The sequence below is a fragment of the Hassallia byssoidea VB512170 genome (assembly GCF_000817785.2).
GTDB classification, from domain to species: Bacteria; Cyanobacteriota; Cyanobacteriia; order Cyanobacteriales; family Nostocaceae; genus Hassallia; species Hassallia carrinoi.
On the sequence record NZ_JTCM02000030.1, the window covers coordinates 39,392 to 63,081 of the forward strand.

The 23,690-nt window shown below is 43.1% G+C and carries 28 protein-coding genes; 9 read left to right on the forward strand and 19 right to left on the reverse strand.

Translation table 11 applies throughout. The features are described 5' to 3' along the window. Positions 1 to 52: 52 nt before the first annotated feature. From folE to PI95_RS15345, 6 genes are all read right to left on the reverse strand, one after another. Positions 53 to 760 (reverse strand): GTP cyclohydrolase I FolE, encoded by a 708-nt coding sequence (gene folE, locus PI95_RS15320; protein WP_039739425.1) that lies wholly within the window; start codon positions 758 to 760, stop codon positions 53 to 55. Positions 761 to 1,029: 269 nt separating this feature from the next. Next, positions 1,030 to 1,755, reverse strand: coding sequence for an SDR family oxidoreductase (locus PI95_RS15325; protein ID WP_039739422.1), 726 nt, complete (start codon positions 1,753 to 1,755; stop codon positions 1,030 to 1,032). A 342-nt stretch (positions 1,756 to 2,097) separates the two neighbouring features. Then, a complete protein-coding gene (locus PI95_RS15330) occupies positions 2,098 to 3,081 on the reverse strand; it encodes an acetyl-CoA carboxylase carboxyltransferase subunit alpha (protein WP_039739420.1) in 984 nt (327 codons plus the stop codon). 159 nt (positions 3,082 to 3,240) lie between these two features. Next, on the reverse strand, positions 3,241 to 4,260 hold the full coding sequence (locus PI95_RS15335) for a long-chain acyl-[acyl-carrier-protein] reductase (protein WP_039739418.1): 1,020 nt from the start codon (positions 4,258 to 4,260) through the stop codon (positions 3,241 to 3,243). Next, positions 4,232 to 4,531, reverse strand: a complete 300-nt coding sequence (locus PI95_RS15340; protein WP_163518906.1) for a hypothetical protein — start codon at positions 4,529 to 4,531, stop codon at positions 4,232 to 4,234. The genes PI95_RS15335 and PI95_RS15340 overlap by 29 nt, the downstream gene beginning before the upstream one ends. Positions 4,532 to 4,554: 23 nt before the next feature. Continuing rightward, on the reverse strand, positions 4,555 to 5,247 hold the full coding sequence (locus PI95_RS15345; protein WP_039739413.1) for an aldehyde oxygenase (deformylating): 693 nt from the start codon (positions 5,245 to 5,247) through the stop codon (positions 4,555 to 4,557). A 176-nt stretch (positions 5,248 to 5,423) separates the two neighbouring features. Here PI95_RS15345 and PI95_RS15350 point away from each other — a divergent pair, with 176 nt between their 5' ends. Further along, entirely contained in the window at positions 5,424 to 6,248 is an 825-nt protein-coding gene (locus PI95_RS15350; RefSeq protein ID WP_039739411.1) for a carbohydrate ABC transporter permease, read from the forward strand. A gap of 36 nt (positions 6,249 to 6,284) precedes the next feature. On the opposite strand, the gene PI95_RS15355 is transcribed toward PI95_RS15350, so the two are convergent. Further along, positions 6,285 to 6,689 (reverse strand): hypothetical protein, encoded by a 405-nt coding sequence (locus PI95_RS15355; RefSeq protein WP_163518914.1) that lies wholly within the window; start codon positions 6,687 to 6,689, stop codon positions 6,285 to 6,287. Positions 6,690 to 6,833: 144 nt separating this feature from the next. Between PI95_RS15355 and PI95_RS15360 the strand changes: the two genes are divergently transcribed. Continuing rightward, complete coding sequence (locus PI95_RS15360; protein ID WP_039739407.1) at positions 6,834 to 7,085, forward strand: transporter suffix domain-containing protein; 252 nt, start codon at positions 6,834 to 6,836, stop codon at positions 7,083 to 7,085. Between the two features lie 117 nt (positions 7,086 to 7,202). Here PI95_RS15360 and PI95_RS15365 read toward each other — a convergent pair whose 3' ends face one another. Beyond that, complete coding sequence (locus PI95_RS15365) at positions 7,203 to 8,048, reverse strand: Uma2 family endonuclease (RefSeq protein WP_039739405.1); 846 nt, start codon at positions 8,046 to 8,048, stop codon at positions 7,203 to 7,205. Positions 8,049 to 8,086: 38 nt separating this feature from the next. Then, positions 8,087 to 8,788: a rhomboid family intramembrane serine protease gene (locus PI95_RS15370; RefSeq protein WP_039739403.1), complete on the reverse strand. Its 702-nt coding sequence runs from the start codon at positions 8,786 to 8,788 to the stop codon at positions 8,087 to 8,089. 177 nt (positions 8,789 to 8,965) lie between these two features. Between PI95_RS15370 and PI95_RS15375 the strand changes: the two genes are divergently transcribed. After that, a complete protein-coding gene (locus PI95_RS15375; protein ID WP_039739400.1) occupies positions 8,966 to 11,056 on the forward strand; it encodes a serine/threonine-protein kinase in 2,091 nt (696 codons plus the stop codon). A 52-nt stretch (positions 11,057 to 11,108) separates the two neighbouring features. On the opposite strand, the gene recN is transcribed toward PI95_RS15375, so the two are convergent. Then, the gene (gene recN / locus PI95_RS15380) at positions 11,109 to 12,911 is read right to left on the reverse strand and encodes a DNA repair protein RecN (RefSeq protein ID WP_163518915.1); all 1,803 of its coding nucleotides are present in this window, start codon (positions 12,909 to 12,911) and stop codon (positions 11,109 to 11,111) included. Between the two features lie 418 nt (positions 12,912 to 13,329). Between recN and PI95_RS15385 the strand changes: the two genes are divergently transcribed. The 3 genes from PI95_RS15385 (at position 13,330) to PI95_RS15400 (ending at position 16,229) form a co-directional block, all read left to right on the forward strand. Further along, positions 13,330 to 15,312 carry an ABC1 kinase family protein gene (locus PI95_RS15385; RefSeq protein ID WP_052324778.1) on the forward strand — a complete coding sequence of 661 codons (1,983 nt, stop codon included), beginning with the start codon at positions 13,330 to 13,332 and terminating at the stop codon, positions 15,310 to 15,312. Positions 15,313 to 15,375: 63 nt separating this feature from the next. Beyond that, positions 15,376 to 15,915, forward strand: coding sequence for a nucleotidyltransferase family protein (locus tag PI95_RS15390; RefSeq protein WP_039739391.1), 540 nt, complete (start codon positions 15,376 to 15,378; stop codon positions 15,913 to 15,915). Between the two features lie 137 nt (positions 15,916 to 16,052). Next, positions 16,053 to 16,229 carry a hypothetical protein gene (locus PI95_RS15400; protein ID WP_163518917.1) on the forward strand — a complete coding sequence of 59 codons (177 nt, stop codon included), beginning with the start codon at positions 16,053 to 16,055 and terminating at the stop codon, positions 16,227 to 16,229. Positions 16,230 to 16,323: 94 nt separating this feature from the next. Here PI95_RS15400 and PI95_RS15405 read toward each other — a convergent pair whose 3' ends face one another. Next, positions 16,324 to 17,685, reverse strand: coding sequence for a TrpB-like pyridoxal phosphate-dependent enzyme (locus tag PI95_RS15405; protein ID WP_039739389.1), 1,362 nt, complete (start codon positions 17,683 to 17,685; stop codon positions 16,324 to 16,326). A 160-nt stretch (positions 17,686 to 17,845) separates the two neighbouring features. Here PI95_RS15405 and PI95_RS15410 point away from each other — a divergent pair, with 160 nt between their 5' ends. After that, positions 17,846 to 18,544 carry a class I SAM-dependent methyltransferase gene (locus PI95_RS15410; RefSeq protein WP_039739387.1) on the forward strand — a complete coding sequence of 233 codons (699 nt, stop codon included), beginning with the start codon at positions 17,846 to 17,848 and terminating at the stop codon, positions 18,542 to 18,544. 59 nt (positions 18,545 to 18,603) lie between these two features. Beyond that, complete coding sequence (locus tag PI95_RS15415; RefSeq protein ID WP_163518907.1) at positions 18,604 to 19,065, forward strand: hypothetical protein; 462 nt, start codon at positions 18,604 to 18,606, stop codon at positions 19,063 to 19,065. A 258-nt stretch (positions 19,066 to 19,323) separates the two neighbouring features. Here PI95_RS15415 and PI95_RS15425 read toward each other — a convergent pair whose 3' ends face one another. The 8 genes from PI95_RS15425 to PI95_RS15455 all read right to left on the reverse strand — a co-directional run bounded on the left by PI95_RS15425 (position 19,324) and on the right by PI95_RS15455 (position 23,388). After that, positions 19,324 to 19,983 carry a Uma2 family endonuclease gene (locus tag PI95_RS15425; protein WP_039739381.1) on the reverse strand — a complete coding sequence of 220 codons (660 nt, stop codon included), beginning with the start codon at positions 19,981 to 19,983 and terminating at the stop codon, positions 19,324 to 19,326. Positions 19,984 to 20,154: 171 nt separating this feature from the next. Continuing rightward, positions 20,155 to 20,406, reverse strand: coding sequence for a type II toxin-antitoxin system HicA family toxin (locus PI95_RS15430; protein WP_039739378.1), 252 nt, complete (start codon positions 20,404 to 20,406; stop codon positions 20,155 to 20,157). Then, positions 20,399 to 20,638 (reverse strand): type II toxin-antitoxin system HicB family antitoxin, encoded by a 240-nt coding sequence (locus PI95_RS15435; RefSeq protein WP_039739375.1) that lies wholly within the window; start codon positions 20,636 to 20,638, stop codon positions 20,399 to 20,401. The genes PI95_RS15430 and PI95_RS15435 overlap by 8 nt, the downstream gene beginning before the upstream one ends. 36 nt (positions 20,639 to 20,674) lie before the next feature. Beyond that, a complete protein-coding gene (locus tag PI95_RS15440; protein WP_163518921.1) occupies positions 20,675 to 21,190 on the reverse strand; it encodes a DnaB-like helicase C-terminal domain-containing protein in 516 nt (171 codons plus the stop codon). Next, positions 21,088 to 21,438, reverse strand: a complete 351-nt coding sequence (locus PI95_RS15445) for an HNH endonuclease (RefSeq protein WP_039739372.1) — start codon at positions 21,436 to 21,438, stop codon at positions 21,088 to 21,090. The genes PI95_RS15440 and PI95_RS15445 overlap by 103 nt, the downstream gene beginning before the upstream one ends. Before the next feature lie 11 nt (positions 21,439 to 21,449). Next, on the reverse strand, positions 21,450 to 21,734 hold the full coding sequence (locus PI95_RS37165) for a hypothetical protein (protein ID WP_336507225.1): 285 nt from the start codon (positions 21,732 to 21,734) through the stop codon (positions 21,450 to 21,452). Continuing rightward, on the reverse strand, positions 21,734 to 21,946 hold the full coding sequence (locus PI95_RS37170) for a hypothetical protein (RefSeq protein WP_336507226.1): 213 nt from the start codon (positions 21,944 to 21,946) through the stop codon (positions 21,734 to 21,736). The genes PI95_RS37165 and PI95_RS37170 overlap by 1 nt, the downstream gene beginning before the upstream one ends. 233 nt (positions 21,947 to 22,179) lie before the next feature. Further along, a complete protein-coding gene (locus tag PI95_RS15455; RefSeq protein WP_039739369.1) occupies positions 22,180 to 23,388 on the reverse strand; it encodes a 4-hydroxy-3-methylbut-2-enyl diphosphate reductase in 1,209 nt (402 codons plus the stop codon). 66 nt (positions 23,389 to 23,454) lie between these two features. On the opposite strand from PI95_RS15455, the gene PI95_RS15460 reads away from it, so the two are divergent. After that, a partial coding sequence (locus tag PI95_RS15460) for a hypothetical protein (RefSeq protein WP_163518918.1) occupies positions 23,455 to 23,690 on the forward strand: 236 nt, incomplete at its 3' end.

Below are 23,690 nucleotides of genomic sequence, written 5' to 3' on the forward strand. Positions count from 1 at the left end.
ACAACCAACAACTATCAACTAACCACTATCAACCAACAACTAACCCCTAACCTTAAAAAAACGCTGCTTGATGGCGAATTAAATTAAAGAATTCTTCGCGGGTTTTTTGCTCATCTTGAAACACACCAATCATCGCACTGGTAACAGTCCAAGAACCGGGTTTTTGCACACCCCGCATTACCATGCACATATGGCTAGCTTCCATAACAACGGCAACGCCTTGAGGTTCTAAAATAGCTTGAACGGCTTCGGCAATTTGGCGAGTTAGTCTTTCTTGTACTTGCAAGCGACGGGAATACATTTCTACAATGCGAGCAAGCTTACTCAGTCCTACTACTTTTTGGTTGGGGATATAAGCAACGTGCGCTCTACCCATAAACGGCAGCATATGATGTTCGCACAAGCTAAAGAAATTAATATCGCGGACTAACACCATCTCGTTATGCCCTTCATCAAAGATGGCATCATTCACGAGGTCTTCTAGAGATTGGTTGTACCCGCTGGTAAGAAACCGCATTGCTTCTGCTACGCGCTTCGGTGTTTTCAAAAGTCCCTCACGTTCGGGATCTTCTCCGACACCCACCAGAATTGACCGCACGGCATCCTTCATTTGCTTTATGTGTTCGTCTGAGGGTTCGTGCAAATCAGGTTCCCGTCCGTCGCGGGTATTGCGATCGGGTCTGGGATTAATGGCTTCTGACAAGTCGGGAATTAAAGGAGATTGAGAGGCATTGGAACCGTTGAAACCAGCAGTAGTCATAAAAGGTCAATCTTTATTAGGGTTTGAATTACTTTTGGGTTGTGAGTTATGAGTTATGAGTTATGAGTTGTGAGTCATGAGTTATGAGTTATGAGTTATGAGTTATGAGTTATGAGTTATGAGTTATGAGTTATGAGTTAATTCTGCGCCTTTTAACTTCTAATTTTTAACTTCACGCCTTCTAATTCCTAATTCCTAACTTTTAATTCCTAATTCCTAACTTTTAATTCCTAACTCCTAACTTTTAATTCCTAATTCAAGAGATGCACTTATAAAACGCCTTTGCTGGGCATAATAATCAATTCGTCAACAACAGCTTGTTGTGGTAAAAGTGCGGTGTGAAGAATCGATTGAGCGACGATTTCTGGAGTTAACATACTTGCGCGGTCAAGTTTGACGCGGACAGTTTCTGTGTCCCAGAGTTCGGTGTTGACAGCACCTGGACAAATAGCTGTGACGCGAATGCCGCGAGCGCGTTCTTCTTGTGCCAAAGCTTGAGAAAGAGATATCAAACCAGCTTTGCTGACGCTGTATGCTCCCCAACTGGCAAAGGCTTGCTTGCCGGCAACAGAGGCAACATTGATGATTGTGCCGTGCCCGCGATCGCGCATTGAAGGTAAAATACCCAGAATGCACTGAAATACGCTGGTCAGATTTAAGTCGATTACCTGCTGCCAGTCAGCTAAAGAAGTTTCACTCAAGGTGGCTGTATATCCCATCCCAGCGTTGTTGACTAGAATATCTATATCGCCAAAGTCACGGGCGATCGCGCTCATCGACTCTTGTACTTGGGCAACATTTGCTAGATCAACAGTATAAGCTTTCGCTGTCACCTCTGCGTGCCTAGCTGCTACTGCTACTGCCTCTAACTTCTCAACAGAACGGCTCACTAAGGCGACATCTATTCCTGCCTTCGCAAATGCCAATGCTGTTGCTTTGCCAATTCCACTGCTTGCCCCAGTAATTAGAGCGCGTCGTTTTTGCGTAACACTCATGCTATCTCCAATTTTTTTGGTGGTTCCCAAACTGCACCGCCACCTAATTATTCAAAACTTTTCCAATGAATAGATTAAACAATTCTGAAAATCTGATAAGTTTTCCTCAACAACTGCTAATATTGCATTGCCAAGATAGGTATGTTCTCAGTTTTACGTTTTCCAAAGGAAGACTGTACAGCTTTCGCTACAGAAATTCTTTGTCCAAAGTGAAAATTGATTAGTTAGTCAATTAAAACACCAAAAATGTGAATACCTATGGCTGTTGAAGATTGTTAAAAATCTTTACATACCACAGGCAATTATAGCATTGCTGCAAAACGAATAAATTAGCTCATAGCCTTAAGAATGAGAAACTTCCGTGAAAACACCAATTTTGCGGAATTTTTCATAACGCAATTGACGCCGTTCGGCAGGAGTTAAGCGGTAAAGTTCTTCCAAATTGTCTAGCAGAGCTTGTTTAAGAGTATTAACGGCTTTGAGGGGGTCGGAATGAGCGCCACCGATGGGTTCAGGTAATATTTGGTCGATAATTCCCAAACCTTTCAGGTCATGTGAAGTCATTTTTAATACAGCCGCAGCTTGAGGAGCTTTGCTGGCATCTTTCCATAAAATGGCGGCACAGGCTTCGGGAGTAATTACGGTATAAACGGAGTGTTCAAACATCATCAGGCGATCGCCTACACCAATACCGAGGGCACCACCAGAACCACCTTCACCAATGACTGTACAGATAATTGGCACATCTAAACAGAACATTTCTCGTAAATTGTAGGCGATCGCTTCACCTGCACCTTGTCGTTCCGCGATTACTGTCGGCAAAGCACCTGGGGTGTCAATAAAGCATAAAATCGGCATCCCAAACCTGTTAGCATGTTCCATTAAGCGCATTGCCTTGCGATAACCGCCAGGAGTTGCCATCCCAAAGTTACGGGCAATATTATCTTTAGTGTCGCGTCCTTTTTGATGACCCAACATGACAACCGGCATTCCACTCAAACGACCCACACCACCAACTAAAGCCGGATCGTCAGAACCACAGCGATCGCCATGTAACTCCATCCATTCATCACTGATTGCCTGAATGTAATCAAGAGTACTGGGGCGACGGGGATGACGAGCCACTTGCAACCGCTGAGACGGCGATAAACTAGTAAAAATTTCCTCACGCAGTTCCATAGAACGAGCTTCTAATTTACGAATTTCACTAGAAACATCGACGCCATTTTCTTCAGCAAGTTGACGAATCTGCTCAATTCGGCTAGCAAGTTCTGCAAGAGGCTTTTCAAAATCCAACAACAGCGGTTTGCGCTCAGTAGTAGTCATAACTTAGGGAGTAAGAAAGAGGGGAGTGGGGAGTGGGGAGTAGGGAGTGGGGCTAGGGGCTAGAGGGAAGATGAGGAAATAGAATGGAAGTTAGGGACAAGACAGCGTTACTAGTCCCTATTCCCTACTCCCTACTCGCTACTCCCCACTCTCCACTCCCTAGACTAGCAGCGGTCTAAATCCGTGTTTGACTGACACCTGACCAATCTGCTCCATTTTTTCTACGGTAATTTGATTGCGCCCCCAAGAAAAGTTCGTATATAACTTCTCAAATTCCAGCAGCATTGATTCGGCGAAGCAAGCAAATAACTGCCTTGCGGGAACATCCATATTGACTATGTTCATAATTTTCCAGTCAATATCTAGAGAATGTTCGACAATGCCACCATTTAATACATGCACGCCTGGATGCTGAATTTTCATGGCGAGGTTTTTCGGATAGCCTCCATCAATCAGCAAACAAGGTTGCTTCAATACAGTGGGGTCAATTTCCACGCCTTTGGGCATACTCGCAACCCAAACCACTATATCAGCTTGTGGCAGTGCTTCATCCAAAGACATGATTTTGCCCCGCCCCAATTCATCTTGCAAATTTTTCAGGCGATCGCAGTTACGCGCTATCAGCAATAGTTCTTTAACATCAGTTCTCGCATCTAGCCAGCGGCAGATAGCACTACCAATATCTCCAGTAGCACCGCAGATAGCAACAGTCGCGTTTTTGAGTTCAATTCCCAATTGCTTTGAAGCTTGCTCTACTTGCCGACAAATAATATAGGCAGTGTGAGTATTCCCTGTCGTGAAGCGTTCAAACTCTAGTTTAATGTTGCGGACTTGCCGAAACTGCTCCAAGTTAAAATTTTCAAAAATAATTGAGGAAAACCCACCCAAAGCCGTGATATTTATGCCATTCTTCTGGGCATGAGACATAGCATTGAGAATTTTGCGAGTTGCTGCCTTGATGCGTCGAGTCGCTAGCATCTCCGGCAAAAAGCAAGATTCTACATAGCGTCCTTCAATTTTCTGCCCAGTAACACTGGTAACAGTAATAGTATCAACAATTTGCGGCGGGGCGCTGCACCAAAAATCTAAACCTTGATCGGCATATTCTGGGTAGCCCAATTCTTTAGCTACCGCTTGCGCGTGTTCCAAACTAGTGAGGTGTCCGATTAGACCAAACATGTAGTGTTATTAAACGTGTGCTTTGTCGAAAGCGTGGAATGGATGGGGGAGGGGGAGTGGGGAGTGGGGAGTGGGGAGTGGGGGATGGGGAGAGGGGGGGGAGGGGGAGTGGGAGAGGGGGAGATGGGGGAGACAAGGGAGACAAGGGAGAGGGGGAGGACAGGAAAGAAATTCCTCCTTGTCCTCCTTGTCCTCCTTGTCCTCCTTGTCCTCCTTGTCCTCCTTGTCTCCTTGTCTCCTTGTCCCCTTGTCCCCTTGTCTCCCACACCACGCTTCCCCAACTCTGGGCAATAATTAGGCGGCTGTGAGTCCGTAGGCTGACATACGCATAATGTCGCGGGTGGTGAAACCGATGTTGCTTAAAGCTTCTCCGTATTGAATCATGAAGTCTTCTACCAAAGCTTCTTTTTCCATTGCCAAGGTGTGGGCATCTTTCTCAACAGAATTGAGCATTTTCCAGACGATGGGGAGGTTTTGGCGATTTGCGTCTTCTAATTCGGCTTTGGATTGGGTAAAGTTTTCTTTTAACCAAACTTCACCAAAGTTGAGATGGCTATATTCATCTTTTACCACACCTTCAGTGATTTTACGAGCAAAATCATCGGCAACGGGGATGTAGATGTTGTATGCAGCGATCGCAAAACATTCAATAATCAAAGATTGAATCAGCAGGCAAGTAACAACTTTACCCTCGGCTGCTGCATCTTGGAAATTTTGGTGCAATCCTGAGAAAAACTCGCGAGCAAATTGCAGATCCGGTGTAACCTTGAGATTGCGTCCACAAGCTTCAAATCCCTTCTTGTGGCGACTTTCCATTTTGGATAAGCGAATTAGTTCATCCTTGCTTTCTGGCAGCAGTTCAGCCAGTTTAATGTAATTTTCGTGTGCTTCTTGTTCCCCTTCAATCACAATTGCATTAATCCGGCTGTAAGCATCTTTGTAAATTTCGCTTTGAAAATTAATTTCCGATTCGGCTGCAAGCTGCATGAAATGAACGCTCCTGTAAATGTGAATCTAATTGATACCAGAGTTGAGTAGACCCTATCTTTCAGGGTAATAGTTGCCGTGATTTAATTTAACTTAACAACTTACTATGTTATAGATTAGCGGTTCTGTAGCGCGATGCTCTAGTGGTAGAGAAACAAATACGGTTAGCAAAATTTATGTCAAAACAAAGTTGGAATTTTAAATATACCGATTTTTTCAGCCTGGGAGTGCTTATATTAGGGGCTTTTATCGTTATTTTGCCGTGTGTGGTCGTCTTTGTTACCTCCTTTGCACCAACTGGTTCATCTTTGGAAATTTTACCGAATAAGTTATCTTTAGCCAATTACCGTGAGGCTTGGCAACGAGGTAATTTTTTGCTGGCGTTTGCTAATTCTACCTTGGTGGCAGTGGCTGTGACGGCTTTTCAAATTGTGACTTCGGCGCTAGCAGGTTACGCTTTAGCCCGGTTAAAATTTCGAGGTAAGCAAGCATTGCTGCTAATTATCTTGGCGACGTTGGTGATACCCTTTCAGTTATTGGTGATTCCAATTTTTTTGGTTTTGAAGTGGGGACACCTGATAAACACTTACGGGGCATTGATTTTACCGACTGCGGTTAGTGGCTTTGGCATTTTTCTGTTACGTCAATATTTCCAAACAATTCCGGTAGAGTTGGAAGAAGCAGCAGCGATAGATGGGGCAAACCGACTACAAATTTTGTGGCGGGTGATGTTACCTTTAGCGCGTCCGGCTCTGGTAACATTGTTTTTGTTCACGTTTATCGGTGAATGGAACGATTTATTTAAGCCTTTGGTGTTTACGACACGTCCGGAATTAAGAACGGTGCAACTTGCTTTGGCAGAGTTTCAAGAGCAATTTACGAGTAATTGGTCTTTGATGATGGCGGCAGTGGCGATCGCAACAGTACCTGTCATGGTATTATTTCTAATTGGGCAGCGTCAGTTCATCCAGGGTATTGCGACAACCGGGATAAAGAATTAAGCTCTTAAGGCAGGCAAGATGTTCGCATGGAACACCCTAGTACTCGACCAACCCAAAAATGACGGGTGAAGGCAGGCTTTCTGTAGCAGGGGAAGCAGGGGAAGCAGGGGAAGCGGGGGGAGAAAATAACTTGATTTTCTTACCATAAACCCCGCAAAGTTGCTGTGGCGGACTCCTAGAATTAATGAGATAGGCAAAGTTTAGTACATTGCGTAACATCGAGGCGTTATAAGATAACATCGAGGCGTTATAAGATAACATCGCGGCGTTATAAGATAACATCGCGGCGTTATAAGATAACATCGCGGCGTTATAAGATAACATCGCGGCGTTATAAGATAACATCGAGGCGTTATAAGATAACATCGCGGCGTTATAAGATAACATCGCGGCGTTATAAGATAACATCGGCATGTATTGACATTGCAGGGTTGTCCCCATCTCCCTTGTGTCCCTCTAGATGCTATTATCTGAAGGCAACGCGCGTATCAATCCCCTTTGAGAATCTCAATCAAGTTAACTCTCATGGTGGAGTTTTTCAGAATTCAACAACGCTAAACTCAGAATCTGTGACAATCAGGAAATATGCAGAGACTGGGTTTAATTTTAATTGTCCTGTCATTTGTGCCGTGGGTCGCAATTCCTTTTGTTGTGCCATTTTTACCGCTTTCTGCTGCCCAAAAAGCGGCTTGTGTTCCTGTGTTGCTGGTTCTTGCGGAAATTTTGTTTTGGTTGGGTCTGCTGTTGGTGGGTAAAGAAGTCGCACAACGCTATCGGCAATACTTCAGTTTGGGCTTTTTGAAGAAGCAGGTAAGAAAATTTAGACGTAGAAGGTAATGGCACATCTTGCATCAAGCGATGAAAATCATGTCCAAAAATTAACATTAATAAAAACAGCGTAACCGTCGTAGAGACGTTCCGCACCGAACGTCTCTACAATATGTGTGATTTCGCTTATCGCAATTGTTCTATCTCAGATTCCGACAAACCCGTTAACTGGACTACCTGTTGTATACCCATTTTTTGCTGCAACAAATTTACAGCTATCTGCCTGATTATTGATTCTGCTTGTTCGGCACGTTGATGTTCTTGTTCAGCACGTTGATGTTCTTGTTCAGCACGTTGACGTTCTTGTTCGGCACGTTGACGTTCTTGTTCGGCACGTTGATGTTCTAAGTCGGCTATTTCCTCGGCATTTGGCAGCAATTGTCCATCCAAAGTTGCCCAGCGCAGCCAAGTGGCATCAATGCCTTTGTATATTCCTTGCCAGCGCACCAACGCTAAACCTAATGATTGACTCACAAGCTGATTTTGGGCATTTGCTGGAATGGGTTGATAAACTCCGCGATTGAGAAAAAATCCAGCACAATCATCAGCATTAAAGGGGTCAAACCAGAAATATTCAGAGACACGTAACAGATTTTGATAAATTAGCTTTTTCTCGTGTTTGTCTTGGGTAGCGGTGCTGTCAGATAGCAATTCAATTACTACGTCAGGTCCTTTTCCTTCTTCCCAGACAACCCAACAAAGACGTTCTTTTTTCGGTACTCCCAATACTACAAAGAAATCGGGTCCTCGGAAATCTTGGTTTTTGACTTGTGCCAAGCTGTAGTAGACAAACATATTGCCCCCGACATACCCATCATCACGACTCGCTAACCAAAGAAATAAGGTATCAATAAGCATGTCCATTTGGACTTTGTGCCGTTGAGTTTCCATTGGGATACCGTCGTCGCTTATCAGTTCTGCTTGCGTTGGGGGCAGTGCCACGCTAGATTCAGCTAAGATAATTTCTGACATGGCAGTTGAGCTTGAAAGTGTAAATTTCTGACTTTATATTAACGTCGTTGCTGTATTCTCATATAAGCTGCACCAATCAAGAATCCTACGCCATGTACCCAATAAGCAATGCTAGGTTGATTAATGCTGGTAGGAATGTTTAAACTACCGATGCCGTAAAAAAGTTGTTGGGCAAACCACCAAAATAAATAGAAAATTGCTGGTATTTGAACGGGGATATAGACAATCAGCAGGGGTAAAACTGAGTCGATTTTCGCTTTGGAAAATTTTACTAGATATGCGCCTAAAACGGATGCGATCGCACCATTCGCCCCAATCAATGATACGCTCAAATTCGGTTGGGCGATAATTTGTATCACCCCAGTCAATATCCCAGAAGCCAGGTAAAATCCTAAATAGCGTCTAGCCCCGAAAATGTTTTCTACAGTCTTCCCAAAAACCCACAAAAATAGTAAATTGCCTAATATTTGACTAAAACTGCCGTGTAGAAACATACTTAATAGCAGTGAAGTGGAACGCATCACTACTACTATCCAAGCTGCTGGATTGCCATTTAACGCTTGCGTAGCCGCCTCAGTAATTTGTGCCGGAATCACGCCTAAATTGCTGATAAAGTAGCTCAATTCCCCAGTCAGTTCTAATTTTAATTCCCATAAGAATAGAGCGATGTTAATGCCAATTAGCCAGTAATTAACAATCGGCTTTCTGCGCGTATAAATGTTATCACTAATAGGAATCATCTGGATTTTGGATTTTAGATTTTAGATTTTGGATTTAAGATTAATATTTCTCCCCCTGCTCCCCCTGCTCCCCCTGCTCCCCCTGCTCCCCTCCCCCCCTCCTCCCCATCCCTTCATCCGGTTTGCCTGTGGCAAGATTGGAATTGTGATAATATCGCGCTGGAAATGGCAAGGCAAATGCTGGGAAACACACTTGTTGGACGATACCAAATTATTAGACATTTGGGAGGTGGTGGTTTTGGGGAAACGTTTGTTGCTTGTGATACTCAATTACCAGGTTTACCTCAATGTGTTGTCAAGAAACTCAAACCTCAGTCAAATGACCCGGTATCTTTGCAAACAGCTAGACGTTTATTCGATACGGAAGCTCAAGTTCTTTATAAGTTGGGTACACACGATCGCATTCCCCAACTTTTGGCTTACTTTGAGGAAAATCAAGAATTCTATCTCGTTCAAGAATTTATCGAAGGTCATGACCTTAGTCAAGAGTTAACATCACAAAAAATCACTCAAGCGGAAGTTATTTCTCTTTTAGAAGAAATCTTAGAAATATTAGAATTTGTCCATCGACAAAAGGTTATTCATCGCGATGTCAATCCGCGAAATATACTCAGACGAAAGCTAGATAATAAGTTAATTTTAATCGACTTTGGAGCGGTTAAAGAAATTACTACCCAAGTAATTAATCCGCAACTAAAAACAAAATCTACTGTTGCGATCGGAACTCCCGGATATATCCCTGGTGAACAAGCTCAAGGTAGTCCCAAATATAGTAGTGATATTTATGCTGTGGGGATAATTGCTATTCAAGCATTAACAGGTTTATCAACCGACCAAATTGAAAAAGATGCGGAAACAAATGAAATTATCTGGCAAAATCATATTTCGGTAATACCAGATTTCGCAAACTTTATCGATAAAATGGTGCGTTATGACTTTCGACAACGCTATGCTTCGGCAACTTTAGCATTACAAACACTCAAGGATTTACAGAAACCACAATCTAAAACAGTTACATTAGCTTTTTCTCCGATAAAAAATCAAATAAGCAAAGTTAAAGAAAAACAAAAAGGTATATTACTAAAATCTGTAATCGCGTTAACTTTTATCGGGGTAAGTATTGGAGCTTCTTTAGCGATTGTTCATAAAATTAATTCTAATAATGCGATTGAGTTATATAATCAAGCAAATACGCTTTATGATTTGCAACGCTATCAAGATGCTTTATCTGTGTATGAACAAGCGGTAGATATTAAACCCAAATATGCTCAAGGATGGAATGGTCAAGGGAAAACTCTGTATGAGTTAAAGCAATATAAAGAAGCTTTGACTGCATACGATAAGGCAATTCAAATTAAACCTGATTATTTAGATGCTTGGAGTGGACGAGGTTTTGTTTTAGATAAGTTGCAGCGTTACAATGAGGCGATCGCTTCTTTTGATAAAGCTTTACAATTAGAAAACAATCACTCAAATGTCTGGAATGCTAAAGGTGAAGCTTTAAGTAATTTAACACAATACGATAAAGCTATTAAAGCTTATGATAAAGCAATTGAATTAAAAGCAGATTATTACGAAGCTTGGTATCATAAAGGGTTGGCTTTGCAAAATTTAAAACGATATGATGAGGCAATTACTGCATTCGACAAAGCTGTAGAATTAAAACCAGATTATTCGCTAGCTTGGTATAATCGCGGCAATGCGCTAGTTAATTTACAACGCTATCAAGAAGCGTTTACAGCTTATGATAAAGCTGTACAATATAAAGATAATTATTACCAAGCTTGGTTGTCTAGAGGCAATATGCTGATTAACTTGCAACGCTATCTAGAAGCAATTGAATCTTTCAACCAAGTAATTAAATACAATCGCAACAGCTATCAAGCATGGTTTAATCGCGGTTGGGCACTGCATAAAATGCAACGTTATGATGATGCTGTTACATCTTATAATAAAGCGATAGAAATTAAACGGAACGATTATCAAGTTTGGTACAATCTGGGAAATTCGCTATTTAATTTAAAGAAATACCAAGAAGCGATCGCATCTTATAATAGAGCAGTTCGTTACAAAGCAGATTCTTACGAAACTTGGTATAGTCGAGGCAATGCGTTATATAATTTGAAACGATATCAAGAAGCGATCGCTTCATATGAACAAGCGATTAAGTTTAAGCCAGATTACAAGGAAGCTATAGACGCTCGTAATCTAACTCTAAGTATATTGCAAGCGGAGAAATCTAAACTTCCGGTTATTCCTAATTTTTAGATAACGAACCGCAGAGACACAGAGAACACAGAGGAAGAGGATAAAGAGGATTTTATGATTTCCCCCCATCTCCCCCTGCTCCCCCTGCTCCCCCTTGTCCCCCTTGTCCCCTTGTCCCCTTGTCCCCCTCTCCCCCTCCTCTTCGTCGGTGGTTGGCAGCTTGTAATAAGAGAGATTCGGCAAAAGCGATCGCTTCATTTGCTGATTTACCTCCGGCTAGTTGTGCGAGTTCATCGCGGCGGGTGGTAATATTATCTAGGCTGGTGACGCGCACGACTGTACGCACTTGATCGTTACCGTTATTATTGATGGTTTGCTTATCTACGCGGAAATGACGATCTGCCATTGCTGCTACTAAAGGTTGGTGGGTAACACACAATACTTGCTGATGTTGACTGAGTTGATGTAATTTTTCGGCGATCGCTTGTGCTACTCTGCCAGAAACACCAACATCGATTTCATCAAATACCATTGTTCCCGCACTATCAGCGAGAGAAAAACAAGATTTCAACGCTAATAAAAAGCGACTCATTTCTCCACCGGAAGCGATTTCTGTTAAAGGTTGCAGCGGTTCCCCCGGATTCGGACTAAACATAAAAGTGATTTTATCAGCACCAAATGCGGTGGGAGGAGTCAGCACTATTTCAACTTTAAATTTTACCTTTTCCATCGCTAAAGGTTTGAGTTCATTTAGCAATCGTAATTCTAAAGCTGCTGCTGCTGTGCGACGTAATTCAGTTAATTGCCCAGAAACTTGAGTCAGCTTTTCTAAACAAACTTTTTCTTGCTGTTCTAAAGTTTCTATGGATTGTTCGCTGTCGTTAAGTTCGGCTAATTCTGATTGGATGTGCTGATAGTAAGCGATCGCTTCGGTAAGTGTCGGTCCATATTTGCGGCAAATTTGCTTCAACTCGCGAATTCGCTCTTCTACTTCTTCTAATCGTTGCGGATCTGCTTCTAAACCTTCACCATAAGCGTTAATTTGTCGCGCTACTTCTACCACCGCAGTTTGAGCATCTCTCACCAAATCTAACAGCGATTGTAACTGCGAATCGTATTCTACCATATGATTTAATGCGGCTTCGCTGTCTGCGAGTAAATCGCCGACAGTTAAAGCTTCATTATCGTTTTGGTACAACGCTTGATAAACTTTGTAGCTCATTTGTTGCAACTCAACTACATGATTCAAGCGCTGCTGTTCTTGTTCTAATTGTTCCAATTCATCAGGTTCGCACAAATTTGCGGTTCCCAATTCTTGAACTTGATAAGTTAGTAAATCGAATTGTTGTAAACGTTCTCTTTCTGAGGTGCGGCGTTTTTCAGTTTGTTGATGCGCGATTTGGTAAGCTGTAAAGGCGGTTGTCACAACTTGACGCTGTTGCATCAACTTTTCCCCACCGTAAAGATCCAACCAGTCACGAACTTGAGCAGATTGTCCTACTTGTACAGTTTGACCTTGAGCGGTGATTTCCACCAAGCGATCGCGTAACCCCGTCATCAATTGTCGATTTACCAACACTCCATTTACACGCGATCGACTGCGGATATTTCCCGAAGTCGCGGTGATTTCTCGGCTAATAACTACACAGTTATCATCTATTGAATCAATTTCTTGTTCGCTCAACCAAGCTGCAAAAGCAGAATTAGACGTGAAAGTAGCTTCTACCATCGCTCGACTTGTACCAGTGCGAATCAGCCTACTAGAGACTTTACCTCCCAAAGCCGCATCAATCGCATCCAGGATAATCGACTTTCCCGCGCCAGTTTCACCTGTTAATACATTTAGTCCAGCGCCAAAGTCTAATTCTAATTGGTCAACCAAGGCAAAATTTTCTATTCTCAGACAGAGTAACATGAAACCAATTTCTCCGTTAAGGCAGACGCCGGATTTTCTAAATTAAGAGACACTAAATAGAAAGGAATGGGGAATGGGGAATAGGGAATGGGGAATGGGGAAAAGCAAGTTACGTTTATTTCTGCCCACTACCTAGTTTAATTTGACTTTGACGTGAATTGACGATGTAATACCAAGTTGCGTTCATCTCTTTCTCTGCGCTCTCTGTGCCTCTGTGAGTCCACTTGCCGTCTTGGCGGTCTCCGTCACGATGGCAAAGTGGCGAACCCGTTCGCGCAGCGTCTCCCTTTGGGAGAAGGGCGGTTTTATTCTCCGTAAACGCAACTTGGCATAAATCAAAGCCTATTTCCCCCAATGCTCGACTGTAATAAATTGTTACAATACTTAACGTGGACGTATCGACGCGGTGGTTAACTTCATGAGTGCTAAGACAATTTCCCCAACTGACCGACCGATTGATGTTGAAGTAGTGCCAGAGAATAGTGCGCTAGTTCCTGTAGTGACACCAAGCGTATCTCAAATAGCGATCGCACCAGAACACAAACCGGAATTGCGTTACGAACCGATCGCCCTCGCCGCGTATTATAAAAGACGACCGCTGCAAGTTTTGCGGCGTATTTTCACAATTTTGACACCGACTTTATCCTTTGCTTTTGGCTTGTGGTTGGACAGCAAACGGGGAGTTGTCGTCAAAAATGACCAGCGTCGTGCGGTTCAGTTGCGACAACTGCTGACACGACTGGGACCGGCTTATATTAAAATTGGGCAAGCTTTATCTACCAGACCGGATTTGGTTCCCCCAGTATACTTAGAAGAATTAACTCGACTACAGGATCAGTTACCGGCTTTTCCCAATGAAATCGCTTATCAATTTATAGAAGAAGAATTAGGTGCGCTTCCAGAAGATATTTACTCGGAACTTTCCCCACAGCCAATTGCCGCAGCTTCTTTGGGACAAGTTTACAAAGGTAAATTGAAAAGTACTGGTGAGGAAGTCGCTGTTAAAGTGCAGCGTCCCGACTTACGCGAAGGTATAACAATTGACTTGTATATTTTACGTCGCCTTGCGGGGTGGGCGCAGAGAAACTTCAAAAGAGTGCGAAGTGACCTTGTAGGGATTTTGGATGAATTAGGCGATCGCATCTTTGAAGAGATGGACTACATCCACGAAGGACAAAACGCGGAGAGATTTTTTCAGTTATACGGTAACATGAAAGACGTTTATGTGCCGAATATTTACTGGGAATATACGAACCGTCGCGTTTTGACGATGGAGTGGATAAACGGCACTAAATTAACGAATACAGCAGAACTTAGCGCCCAAGGCATCAATGCACGTTATTTAATTGAAGTGGGTGTGCAGTGTTCTTTGCGACAATTATTAGAGCATGGATTTTTCCACGCTGACCCGCACCCAGGTAACTTGTTAGCCACAACCGATGGTAAACTAGCTTATCTTGACTTTGGAATGATGAGCGAAATTAAGCCGCCGCAAAGATATGGTTTAATTGAAGCGATCGTCCACGTCGTCAACCGCGATTTTGAAGGTTTAGCGAAAGATTACGTCAAGTTAGATTTCTTATCACCAGAAACCGACTTAACCCCAATTATTCCCGCTTTTGCCAGAGTATTTGCCGATGCTGAAGGTGCTAGCGTTGCTGACCTCAACATCAAAAGCATCACCGATGAATTATCAGCTTTGATGTATGAGTATCCCTTCCGCGTTCCACCTTACTACGCTTTAATTATCCGTTCATTGGTAACGCTGGAAGGCATTGCGATTTATATTGACCCGAACTTCAAAGTTCTCAGCGAAGCTTATCCTTACGTTTCCAAACGCTTGTTAACCGACCCAGCACCGCAATTAAGAGCATCTTTGCAAGATTTGCTGTTTAAAGAAGGTACATTCCGCTGGAATCGTTTGGAAAATCTGTTAAAAAATGCTCGTAACAATCAAGATTATGACTTGAATGTGGTTTTGAATCAAGGATTGGAGTTTCTATCTTCCGATAGAGGAGCTTTTATTCGCGATCGCGTAGTCGATGAAATTGTCAAAGGAGTCGATGCTTTAGGCAGAAACGCTTTGCATAATTTTACATATTTGCTGCGGGAACGGGTAGGTTTGACAGCAATTAACGAAACTCCCTCAGCATCAATTGAACAGCAACAAACCTTAGAGCATATTAAACGTATCTTTAATATTCTTCAAGAAACCCGTGGTTTTGATGCAAAACAGCTTGTTCCCCAACTTGCACAGTTGGTAGTAAATCCAGGTGTGCAGCGATTGGGTCAGCAAGTTAGCAGTCTCTTAGTACAAAAAGCCATAGCAAGACTAATTCGGGAATTTTTAGCCCCGGAAGAAGTTGTTGTCAATCCCAGTCAACGAAAATTGCCTGCTTAACACGTAGTAAGCGCTTCAGCGCTTATAAAGCGCTGAAGCGCTTACTACAATATAAATTTAACAATGAACGGTAACACACGCTTACAGATGATTTTGGTTGATTCACCTGTTGGGATGGTACTGAGTGCGATCGCGCAAAGCAACCTCCCAAATTGGTGGTTAGCAGGGGGTGCGGTGCGAAATACTGTTTGGCGTTATATATTTGGTGAAGAATGTGAGTTAGTTATCAATGACTTTGATATTGCCTTCTTTGATGAACAAGGAAATCGTTCTCAAGAATTAGCAGCAAAAACAACTTTGACAAATCAATTTCCTGACTACAAATTTGATGTCAAAAATCAAGCTAGTTTCGCTCGTTGGCGTGATGGACGCCAAACCTACACCAGTGCTGAAGATGGCATTGCAAATTGGCTCCACACCGCCACTGCTGTAGGCGTGAAGCTAGATGCAGAGGGAAAATGGCAATTTTTAACTCCCTACGGCTTAGATGACTTGTTTGGCGGCATTATTCGACCGACACCAGCACATATTGATAATGCAGATGCTGAACAAAAAGCGTCTGGGTTTCTGCAAAAGTGTTGTTGCTTGCGTTTAGCAATTTAAAATCTAGGTGATGGCGATCGCACCATTAGACTTCTTGCATAAATATTTTGGCGTTGTTGAATATAGTGTGAAAAGCGATCGCACTCGTCAAGGCAGCGCGTTGCAAAGCCAGTGCGTTGGTCCGGCAGTGCGTTGCGGTGAGTCCACGGGCGCGGTTGCCTGTACCGTCTATTCGTAGTGGCGAACCCGAAGGGGGGTGGAGTCCTGTTGTAGCACCTGCCGTCGGAGATGCCGACAGTCACGCATCTGGCGTTGGGGTTCCCCCCGTTGTAGCGACTGCCGCGCAAAGACGCAAAGAAGAACCCGAAAATTAGGACTTTTGCAAGAGGTCTATTGTAGAGATTTTGTGACAGTATGTCTTAGCGTGTGATGAAACACGAGTGCGCTGCTGCCTTTGGCAGGCAATAGTTATTGACTAATTACAGGCAACCCAGCCAGCGCCATTGCTATTTCATCGCTGCTATACTCAGTATCGCGTAACAACCCGGCTTGATAATCCATATAAGCCTGCATATCAAAGTGACCGTGACCGCATAAGTTAAATAAAATAGTCTTGCTAGCACCTTCTTCTTTGCAGCGCAATGCTTCATCAATCGCACCCTTCACTGCATGATTGGCTTCAGGAGCAGGTAAAATGCCTTCAGCGCGGGCAAAGGTAAGACCAGCTGCAAAACAGTCAAGTTGTCCATAAGCTTTTGCCGAAATCAAACCTAAATCGACAACGTGACTTAAAAGCGGTGCCATGCCATGATACCGTAACCCGCCGGCATGAAAGCCTTGGGGAACAAACGAGCTACCGAGAGTGTGCATCTTGACTAAAGGAGTCAGATGTGCAGTGTCGCCAAAGTCATAAGTATATTTGCCTTTAGTCAGTGTAGGGCAAGCTGCCGGTTCGACTGCGACAAATTTGATATCGCGATCGCCTTTTAACTTTGCACTCATAAAAGGAAAGGCAATGCCAGCGAAGTTACTACCACCACCCGTACAGCCGACAATAATATCAGGATAATCACCAGCCATTTCCAACTGTGCTAATGCTTCAATACCAATTACAGTCTGATGCAGCAGCACATGATTCAGCACACTACCTAAAGCATATTTAGTTTGCTCATCCTGTACTGCCACTTCCACCGCTTCGCTGATAGCAATGCCCAAACTGCCATTGCTGTCAGGATATTGTTTCAGAATGTTGCGTCCCGCTTCAGTTTCGTTACTGGGACTAGCTATTACCCGCGCTCCATAGGATTCCATAAAGGCACGACGGTAGGGTTTTTGATGGTAGCTGACTTTTACCATGTAAACCACTACCTCTAAACCAAAAAAAGCACCAGCCAAAGAGAGCGAAGAACCCCATTGTCCTGCACCAGTTTCAGTGATTAGGCGTTTAACTCCGGCAATTTTATTGTAATAAGCTTGAGGAATAGCGGTGTTTGGTTTATGGCTGCCAGCAGGACTTACTCCCTCGTATTTGTAGTAAATCTTGGCAGGAGTATCAAGAGCTTTTTCTAGGCGTCTGGCACGGTAGAGTGGAGTTGGTCGCCACTGACGGTAGATTGATTGCACTTGGTCAGGAATCTCAATCCAACGTTGTTGGCTTACCTCCTGCTCAATCAGCTGCGTTGGAAAAAGCGGTTCTAAGTCTTTTGGTGTAATCGGTTGACCTGTACCAGGGTGTAGCACTGGCGGCATGGGAGCGGGCAAATCTGCCTGGATATTATACCAGAATTCAGGCATCTGGTCTTCTGTAAGCGTGTACTTGATAGTGTCCATCTGTCAAAAGCTACTGCTATCTTACTCTGGTTGCCTTGCTCACCTTGTTGGTCAGGAAAAATACTATGGCAAGTGTATTCTCATTTTTAACAATTGTCTTAGTATTAAACAATGATTTTTTTTTGGAAACAACAGTCAAAACAACACAAATGAATGAGATATGTCTCAACCAATAGATTTTGACAACAATCCACCTATTTCTGCCGATGAATACGATCAAGGTGCTCAGTTAGCGCTACCTGGGTATGAAGTCATGCATACAATGGTTCTGGCGTGTTTGCAGGCTTATTTACCCGAAACTGCCGACTTACTTGTGGTAGGATCGGGTACGGGAATGGAACTAGCACGCTTAGGTAACGCTTGTCCTCAATGGCATTTTCTAGGAATTGACCCCTCAGAAAAGATGCAAGCGATCGCAAAACAAAAAATGTCTGATCATCAACTTTCTCAGCGAGTGAAGTTGATCCAGGGCTACACACAGGATTTACCTACAGATATCCTGTATAATGCTGCAACCAGCATTCTTGTAATGCATTTTATTCCACCATCAGGTAAATTAGAGTTTTTGCAAAGCATTGCTCAACGTCTTCATCCTTCTGCCCCGTTTGTACTTGTGGATGTTTTCGGGGAAAAGCAAGGAAAGGAATTGAAACAATTAATGCCTATACTACATGCCTATTGGAATGCAATGGGATTTCCACCGCAAAAGCAGCAAGAACTTTTAGCAGGATTTGACCAAGGGGTATATCCCGTAGCGGAAACCAGCATTTTGAATTTACTTGAGCAAGCTGGTTTTGAGAAAACGATACGTTTTTATACCGGACTTTGGGTTGGTGGTTGGCTAGCCTTCAAAAGATAAAGCAGGGGGCAGGGGGCAGGGGGCAGGGGGCAGGAGGTTGATTATTGATATTACGTTGTTTGAGCCATTCAACATGTCCTAAACTTTGTGGCTACTGCTATAAAATTATAAATAACGATGCGATCGCACAAGCTTTTTATGTTGACTTTTCAGTAATTATATGTTTATACACCAGAGTCCGGAGTAGAGACGCGAGGAATATCGCGTCTGTAACGATGTTCGTCGCGTCTGTAACGGTGTTCGTCGCGTCTGTAACGGTGTTCGTCGTGCCTGTAACGGTGTTCGTTGCGTCTGTAGCGATGTTCGTCGTGCCTGTAACGGTGTTCGTCGCGTCTGTAGCGATGTTCCTCGTGTCTGTAGCGATGTTCTTCGTGCCTGTAACGATGTTCCTCGTGCCTGTAGCGATGTTCCTCGTGTCTGTAGCGATGTTCCTCGTGTCTGTAGCGATGTTCCTCGTGTCTGTAGCGATGTTCCTCTTGCCTGTAACGATGTTCCTCGCGAATGTTCCAGAACACAAATGACTTCAGAGGCTTTAATTCTGGGTAGCTTAGGCACTAGTCACCTCAAATGTAGTCAACAACCGACGAGGTGCGGTTTCCGAAAGGGGGAACTCATCTAAATATAGTTCAGTTGCTTCTTTGCAAAGAGTGCGATCGCTTCTTCAGGGTTAACCGATGCACAAAAAGCATCACTAAAAGTTCTAAGTCCCGTTGAGGCTGAGTAAGCGTTGTAGGCGTCGTAAATCACATAATTCAAGATAATCAATTAAAAACCAAAATTTACAAAGCCGAATCAAAAACTTGTTGCGCGGTCAATTTGAGGTTATGGAAAGTGGGAGAAATGATTAAGTCATTACCTGTAAATTTGGTAACTTGGTACTCATCTTCAACAAGCTGACATACCGAGAAAGTAGGCTGTTTAGGGTCTCCAATGAACTTTTTACCCCCTAGCGCCGCATAATCTGCAATCCAGAACTCAGGGATACCCATTTCCTCGTAGTCTCCAAACTTGTCGTAGTAATCATCTCGCCAATTAGTAAGGCAGCGCGTTGCGGAGGTTCCCTCCGTTGTAGCGACTGCCGTACTGACAACTTCGACTACTAAAGGTACAGATGCTGCTTGAGTAACCGTTGATTGTTTCCTCCATAGGGGTTCGTTTTCCAGATTGTCAAGATTTAGTAATAATATATCCGGCGAATAAGTAGACTCGACACCAGGAGTTTTAACAAATGCGGTTTTAGGAATTGTGTAGAGTAAGTTAAGTCGGTCATACTCAATAGTTAGCTTGCGGATTAGAAATCCAACAACTTTTTCATGGTCTCCAGTTGGTGGTGCCATCTCAACAATTATTCCATTATGTAGCTCGTACTGTACCCCGTTATTGGGATACCACCCCATAAATTCCTCATGGGTTACTAATTTGGGTATGGCTTGGGTCATAGCTACCAGTCAACAAGCGACGAGATGCGGTTTCCGTTCTTCGGGAACTCATCTAAATATAGTTCAGTTGCTTCTTTGCAAATAGGCGATCGCTTCATAAGATCGTTTCTCCCTGACGCTTCAGTTCCCACCTCTGGACATTCTGCTACGTAAACATCTTCCTACTGTAAGCTAAAGATTTTCAAGAAACTCCTCAACTGAAACTCCAGCTTGATTGAGAATACTCTTAAGTGTCCCAACAGCTACAGTTTTGCGATGCAGTGGGACAACACAACCGACTTCAATTACTTTCACATCTTCTCCTTCTTCTACCAGTTGCTTCTTCAAAATCACATGACTGCCACGTTGTCTTACCTGAACAAAGCCTAAATGTTCCAGAACACGAATGACTTCAGAGGCTTTAATTCTGGGTAGCTTAGGCACTAGTCACCTCAAATGTAGTCAACAACCGACGAGGTGCGGTTTCCAAAAGCGGAAACTCATCTAAATATAGTTCAGTTGCTTCGCGCAAATTGGCGATCGCTTCTTCTATCGTTTCTCCCTGACTAGCAGTTCCCACCTCTGGACATTCAGCTACATAAACATCTTCTTCCCAGTGGAGAATTGCTGTAAAAGTTTGAGTTTTTTTGTCTTGAGTTTGTTTTAATGAACTCATGTGCGTATTGAAAGTAACTTTGGGTTAATTATTTGGTCAATTTGGTCGGGCAAGGTTCTTGAACGTAGCAAATTGCGGGTCAAACAAAAGCTTAATTGTTCCTGTGGGTCCGTTACGGTGTTTAGCTAGAATAACTTCTGCGATACCTCGGTCAGGAGTATCTGGCGTATAATATTCATCTCGGTAAAGCATAATAACTAAATCAGCATCTTCCTCAATAGAACCCGACTCCTTCAAGTCTGACATCATTGGTCGTTTATTAGTTCGAGATTCAACACTTCGATTAAGTTGTGATAAGACAATTACAGGAACATTAAGTTCTTTCGCTAGTCCCTTTAGGGAACGTGTAATTTTCGCTAACTCTCGCGCACGATTTTCATCATTGTCACCTGCTAATAACTGTAAGTAGTCAATCACAATTAATCCCAGTACACCTTGGTGTTCGAGCATTACTTGGCGAGCTTTAGAGCGGATTTCACTAACACTAAGATTTGGGCGATCCTCAATATAAATTGGAACATCAGTAAACCGCCAAGTAGCCTTTCTTCTAATCTTTGGTCTGCAAGTCTCTCAACCTCGGCTAATGCCTCATGATAAAGTTGATGATGCTCAGAACAAAGCACTACTAAATCTTCTAAATTTTCCCGTTCATTGCCAAGATTATCATAAGAATTATGATGTACGTCTAAAGAATTTTTTGAGCCACAAATTTGACATTTAGACCCAGAACGTTGCAACGCCAGTTTCCTAACTTCCTGCCACTCCTGAGAATTTATATATTCATGGTATTTTAATGACATAAGATTATTTCTCAACTAGTTGCGTATTTAAGTACTCGTTCCCATCCCCAACGCCATGCAGTCTCTACTAGCATTTCTTTGGTGTTGGTAAATACAATGTAATCTTTTCCTTTTTCGCAAACAATATTTACAACAAGCTGATTGCGTTGGTCATAACCCCAAACTTTAGCAGCACCCTCATACCACCTTTGCCCTTGAGATTGCAGCTGCGGTAAATTGAGCCATTCATCACGCCACGTTCTTGGCTTCCACTGTTCGTTAAGCGCACGAATTAACACAGCGCTGGGGTATTCCATTAGTCTTTCTTGCTGTTGCAACCACCCCAATAGGCAATGACAGATTTTAAGGCATCTTCCAACCCAAAACTACACGCTTCGAGGATATCCTGTACATCTTCTCTGTCAAAATCTACACCAATTCTAGATAATGCATACTCGTACTGCTTGAATACTTCGTACTCGATTGAATCTTTTTCCCAAAACCACGCACTTACGCAACCTCCTAACATCAACCTAAAAGTTTTTTTAGTTATAACTATTTCTATTTTGTACCTATTTACTCTGATAATTCCCAGTTTCTTAAACTAAGTACAAAAACCTCGATTTTTTTAGTCCGCGCAGGCGGACTTTGTTTGTTTAGCCGAGCCAATGCTTCAAGTCGTCGGGGCGATTGATTCGCCATTGAGGGGATGTTGCAAATTCTCTCCCTCTCCACGAGTGAAGAGGGAATAAGAGAATGCAGTTAAACCACCGCTGCTGTAGCTTTCAATTCAAAAATCTTCTCAATCACATCTTCAACTACCTTATCGGGTGTAGAAGCACCAGAGGTAATTCCCACTACAATTTCATTATCTGGCAACCAGTTTTCTGTTATCTTCAACTCACCATTTAATAGTCGATGCTCAATCGCATTTCCTGATTTAATTCGCTCTACACAATCGATATGATAAGAAGGAATTTTCTGCTCGACGGCAATTTGTTGCAACTGAGTAGTATTAGAAGAATTAAATCCACCAATTACCACCATCAAATCTAGCTTTTGTTCAACTAAACCCAACATCGCGTCTTGCCGTTCTTGGGTAGCATCACAAATAGTATTAAAGCTTTGAAAGTGCTGATTTAAATCAATCGGACCATACTTTTTCAACATGGTACGCTCAAACAGTTTACCAAGTTGCTCGGTTTCGCCTTTGAGCATCGTTGTTTGATTCGCGATACCAACTCTTTCTAAATCTTGGTCGGGGTCAAATCCGGCGCTGACTGCTTTGCTAAATTTGGCGAGAAATTCTTGACGATTCCCACCATTAAGAATGTAGTCAGCAACGTATTCAGCTTCATGCATATTCAGCACAATCAAATATTTCCCAGCAAAGGAACTAGTAGCGATCGTTTCTTCGTGCTTATATTTGCCGTGAATAATTGAAGTGTAATCGCCTTTTTTATGCTTTTCAACTGTGTTCCAAACTTTCGATACCCAAGGACAAGTAGTATCAACAATTTTGCAGCCTTTATCGTTAAGTATCTGCATTTCTTGGACGCTTGCACCAAAAGCAGGTAATATAACTACATCACCAGTTTCTACCACATAAAAGTTTTTTTTACCAGCTTCAAAAGGGATAAATCCTACTTGCATTTCCAGCATTCGCTGATTTACAGAAGGATTGTGAATAATTTCATTAGTAATCCAAATTCTTTCTGTAGGGAAATGCTTGCGGGTTTCATACGCCATTGCTACAGCACGTTCGACACCCCAACAAAAGCCAAAAGCTTGCGCTAGTTGAATAGTTGTATTACCGCGTTTTAGAGTGTAATTGTTATCGCGGATTTGTTGAATTAAATTGCTTTGATATTCGGATTGCAACTGGGTGGCAACTTCGGCTTGATGACCAAACCCTTTGCGATGATAGTTTTCTGAATGTTGGAGCGATCGCTTAAAAGCTTTTGTATCCATTGTTTTTTTCTTTAGAGACTCCTCTGTTTTATTGTAGGAGCGCAAAGACACCATTTAAGCGGGGGAGTGGGGGAGTGGGAGAGATGGGGAGACAAGGGAGACAAGGGAGACAAGGGAGACAAGGAAGACGAGGGAGATGGGGAAGACAAAAAAGACGAGGAAACAAACTCCCCCTTCCCCTTGTCACCTTGTCCCCTTGTCCCCCTTATCCCCCTTGTCCACGCCAGTCGCTACAACGGAGGAGACCTCCGCAACGCGCTGGCTCCCCTTGTCCACGCCAGTCGCTACAACGGAGGAGACCT

What these genes read in the sequence shown, in the direction of transcription:
- folE (WP_039739425.1), bottom strand. Translation starts at nt 760, where the DNA reads ATGACTACTGCTGGTTTCAACGGTTCCAATGCCTCTCAATCTCCTTTA.
- PI95_RS15325 (WP_039739422.1), bottom strand. Translation starts at nt 1,755, where the DNA reads ATGAGTGTTACGCAAAAACGACGCGCTCTAATTACTGGGGCAAGCAGT.
- PI95_RS15330 (WP_039739420.1), bottom strand. Translation starts at nt 3,081, where the DNA reads ATGACTACTACTGAGCGCAAACCGCTGTTGTTGGATTTTGAAAAGCCT.
- PI95_RS15335 (WP_039739418.1), bottom strand. Translation starts at nt 4,260, where the DNA reads ATGTTTGGTCTAATCGGACACCTCACTAGTTTGGAACACGCGCAAGCG.
- PI95_RS15345 (WP_039739413.1), bottom strand. Translation starts at nt 5,247, where the DNA reads ATGCAGCTTGCAGCCGAATCGGAAATTAATTTTCAAAGCGAAATTTAC.
- PI95_RS15350 (WP_039739411.1), top strand. Translation starts at nt 5,424, where the DNA reads ATGTCAAAACAAAGTTGGAATTTTAAATATACCGATTTTTTCAGCCTG.
- PI95_RS15355 (WP_163518914.1), bottom strand. Translation starts at nt 6,689, where the DNA reads ATGGGGACAACCCTGCAATGTCAATACATGCCGATGTTATCTTATAAC.
- PI95_RS15360 (WP_039739407.1), top strand. Translation starts at nt 6,834, where the DNA reads ATGCAGAGACTGGGTTTAATTTTAATTGTCCTGTCATTTGTGCCGTGG.
- PI95_RS15365 (WP_039739405.1), bottom strand. Translation starts at nt 8,048, where the DNA reads ATGTCAGAAATTATCTTAGCTGAATCTAGCGTGGCACTGCCCCCAACG.
- PI95_RS15370 (WP_039739403.1), bottom strand. Translation starts at nt 8,788, where the DNA reads ATGATTCCTATTAGTGATAACATTTATACGCGCAGAAAGCCGATTGTT.
- PI95_RS15375 (WP_039739400.1), top strand. Translation starts at nt 8,966, where the DNA reads ATGCTGGGAAACACACTTGTTGGACGATACCAAATTATTAGACATTTG.
- recN (WP_163518915.1), bottom strand. Translation starts at nt 12,911, where the DNA reads ATGTTACTCTGTCTGAGAATAGAAAATTTTGCCTTGGTTGACCAATTA.
- PI95_RS15385 (WP_052324778.1), top strand. Translation starts at nt 13,330, where the DNA reads ATGAGTGCTAAGACAATTTCCCCAACTGACCGACCGATTGATGTTGAA.
- PI95_RS15390 (WP_039739391.1), top strand. Translation starts at nt 15,376, where the DNA reads ATGAACGGTAACACACGCTTACAGATGATTTTGGTTGATTCACCTGTT.
- PI95_RS15405 (WP_039739389.1), bottom strand. Translation starts at nt 17,685, where the DNA reads ATGGACACTATCAAGTACACGCTTACAGAAGACCAGATGCCTGAATTC.
- PI95_RS15410 (WP_039739387.1), top strand. Translation starts at nt 17,846, where the DNA reads ATGTCTCAACCAATAGATTTTGACAACAATCCACCTATTTCTGCCGAT.
- PI95_RS15425 (WP_039739381.1), bottom strand. Translation starts at nt 19,983, where the DNA reads ATGACCCAAGCCATACCCAAATTAGTAACCCATGAGGAATTTATGGGG.
- PI95_RS15435 (WP_039739375.1), bottom strand. Translation starts at nt 20,638, where the DNA reads ATGAGTTCATTAAAACAAACTCAAGACAAAAAAACTCAAACTTTTACA.
- PI95_RS15445 (WP_039739372.1), bottom strand. Translation starts at nt 21,438, where the DNA reads ATGTCATTAAAATACCATGAATATATAAATTCTCAGGAGTGGCAGGAA.
- PI95_RS37165 (WP_336507225.1), bottom strand. Translation starts at nt 21,734, where the DNA reads ATGGAATACCCCAGCGCTGTGTTAATTCGTGCGCTTAACGAACAGTGG.
- PI95_RS37170 (WP_336507226.1), bottom strand. Translation starts at nt 21,946, where the DNA reads ATGTTAGGAGGTTGCGTAAGTGCGTGGTTTTGGGAAAAAGATTCAATC.
- PI95_RS15455 (WP_039739369.1), bottom strand. Translation starts at nt 23,388, where the DNA reads ATGGATACAAAAGCTTTTAAGCGATCGCTCCAACATTCAGAAAACTAT.